This window comes from Cellulosilyticum ruminicola JCM 14822, from assembly GCF_001311925.1.
Lineage (GTDB): Bacteria > Bacillota > Clostridia > Lachnospirales > Cellulosilyticaceae > Cellulosilyticum > Cellulosilyticum ruminicola.
Genome location: NZ_BBCG01000146.1, coordinates 1 through 2,040, shown reverse-complemented (window position 1 = coordinate 2,040; position 2,040 = coordinate 1). Strand labels below are relative to the sequence as shown.

The following is a 2,040-nucleotide window of genomic DNA, read 5'->3' as shown; positions in this document are numbered from 1 at the left end:
GATGAGCCAAACTTTTGTATAATTAGTAGTTGAAGAGGAAGTGAGTATGGAAAAATCAAATAGACATTATCCAACTATAAGTACTAGTTTAGAAATCAATGACCATGACCTAGAACGTGTAACGGTATTTAATAAAGATACTAAAAGAAGCTATGTTATTGGAAGAAAAGAGTACAATATTCTTATTAATTTAGATGGTAGTAAAAGTCTAGAAGATATATGTAAGAATAGTAATGATTTTAACATAGCACAGCTAAAGGAATTAGTCGTTCAATTTGAAAGATTAGGGATGCTTAATAATGATTTTTTAAAGGTAAAGCAAAAAATATGGAAAATGAATATAGGACTAGTAAATGGTAATACCCTTATTAAATTAGATAGCATACTCACTAAAATTTTATATTTTATCTTAGTATACTTATCTATCCCTATTTTTGGTTTAGGATTAGGTGCTTTTATTTTTAAAGTAGGCACAATAAGAGTTAATTACCAAGATAATGTATCTTTTTTTTAAGTCTATTACATATATAGTTATTTTCCTAATACTACTTGCTATTCATGAATTTGCTCATGCAGTTGTGTCAAGAAAATATAATGTAAATGTTCCTGAAATTGGTGTAATGTTTTACTTTTTTGTACCATTTGTATATACAAATTTAACTTTCACAAAGTTATTGAAGAGTAAATGGCAACAATTAATGTGTTTATTAGGGGGAATATTTTCTAATTTATTAATAGCTGGAATCTGTATGGGAATAGCTTGTATAGATGCTTTTACGTATTCAGTATTATTTGAAATAATAGAACTACTTAATATAGCATTGGTTTTAATTAACCTAGTTATATTTTTTAAATTAGATGGTTACTATATATTTCAATTAATAGAAGATGAAAGTAACTTACGTGAAAAATCTATTGCTTATGTCAAAAGTGTAATACAACTAAGTTTAAATGAAATAAAAGGTAAAAAAACAAAAGTAAAAGTACAAAGAAAAACAGATTACGAAAGTAATAGCCTATTTTATTTTGTGTTTGGAATATTATCTATAGGATATATACCTATAATATTTATTTGTGTTGCTTTAACTATTTGGAATTCAATATTTTAGGAGGTATTATGGAGAGATATTACTTAAATTTTTTTGTTCCAATATTAAAAGGAGATAGAGGTTATGAATTTATACAAAGTAATATTCTAGGAACTAATACCGAAAAGACTCTTGAATTTAATAAGCAGCAGGAAGAAATATTTAAGCAAATGATAGATGGGCAGGGATTTGAATTACAGGAGTTTAAAGGTATTTTTGGTGAAGAGAATATTACTGAATGGTTAAAAAACAGATTTTTAATACCTGTAGCAATAGAACAAAAAGGAATTTATTCTAGAAATCAAGCATTTTATTGGCGAAGCAACATGGGAAATGTACAACAAGTATTAGGTAAAAGTACGGTTATGGTCCTAGGATGTGGTGGTATTGGAACCCATGTAAGTTGGAATATGGCAGTATTAGGTGTAAAAAATATTATTATTGTTGATTTTGATAAGGTAGAAGAGAGTAATCTTAATAGACAAATTTTATACGATATTCAGGATATTGGTGAATATAAAGTGGATGTATTGAAGAAAAAGTTACAACATATAAATCCACTTGTCCAAGTTACAGCATTAAATAGAAAGATTAACTCCTTAGAAGATTTAGAAGCTATTATCAAACAATATGATACAGATTGTATAGTAAAAACATTGGATACACCTTTTGTATTTACCAAATGGTTAGATGCAGTATGTCATAAATATAATCGTAAGTACATTGCAGGAATTATGATGAATACTCATGGTGCAATAGGAACGACGTATATTCCACACCAATCTTTGGGTTATTCATATTTTGTAAATATGCCAGTTAATAAGGAAAAGGTATCTGGAATAATGCCATCTTTAGGATTTATTATGTATCAATTAGGGACATTAGTTTCAGAAGAAGTCTTTAAGATTTTAACGAATAAAGGCAAATTAAAATATGTCAATAAAATTAAAGA

At 27.0% G+C, this 2,040-nt stretch carries 3 protein-coding genes; all 3 read left to right on the top strand.

Annotated features, from left to right (window positions below):
• The first annotated feature begins 46 nt into the window (after window positions 1-46).
• The gene (locus tag JCM14822_RS18475; protein WP_054744104.1) at window positions 47-514 is read left to right on the top strand and encodes a hypothetical protein; all 468 of its coding nucleotides are present in this window, start codon (window positions 47-49) and stop codon (window positions 512-514) included.
• Window positions 498-1,109: a site-2 protease family protein gene (locus tag JCM14822_RS18470; protein ID WP_054744102.1), complete on the top strand. Its 612-nt coding sequence runs from the start codon at window positions 498-500 to the stop codon at window positions 1,107-1,109. Before JCM14822_RS18475 ends, JCM14822_RS18470 begins: the two co-directional genes overlap by 17 nt.
• An 8-nt stretch (window positions 1,110-1,117) precedes the next feature.
• On the top strand, window positions 1,118-2,040 hold a 923-nt coding region (locus JCM14822_RS18465), incomplete at its 3' end, for a HesA/MoeB/ThiF family protein (protein ID WP_083461572.1).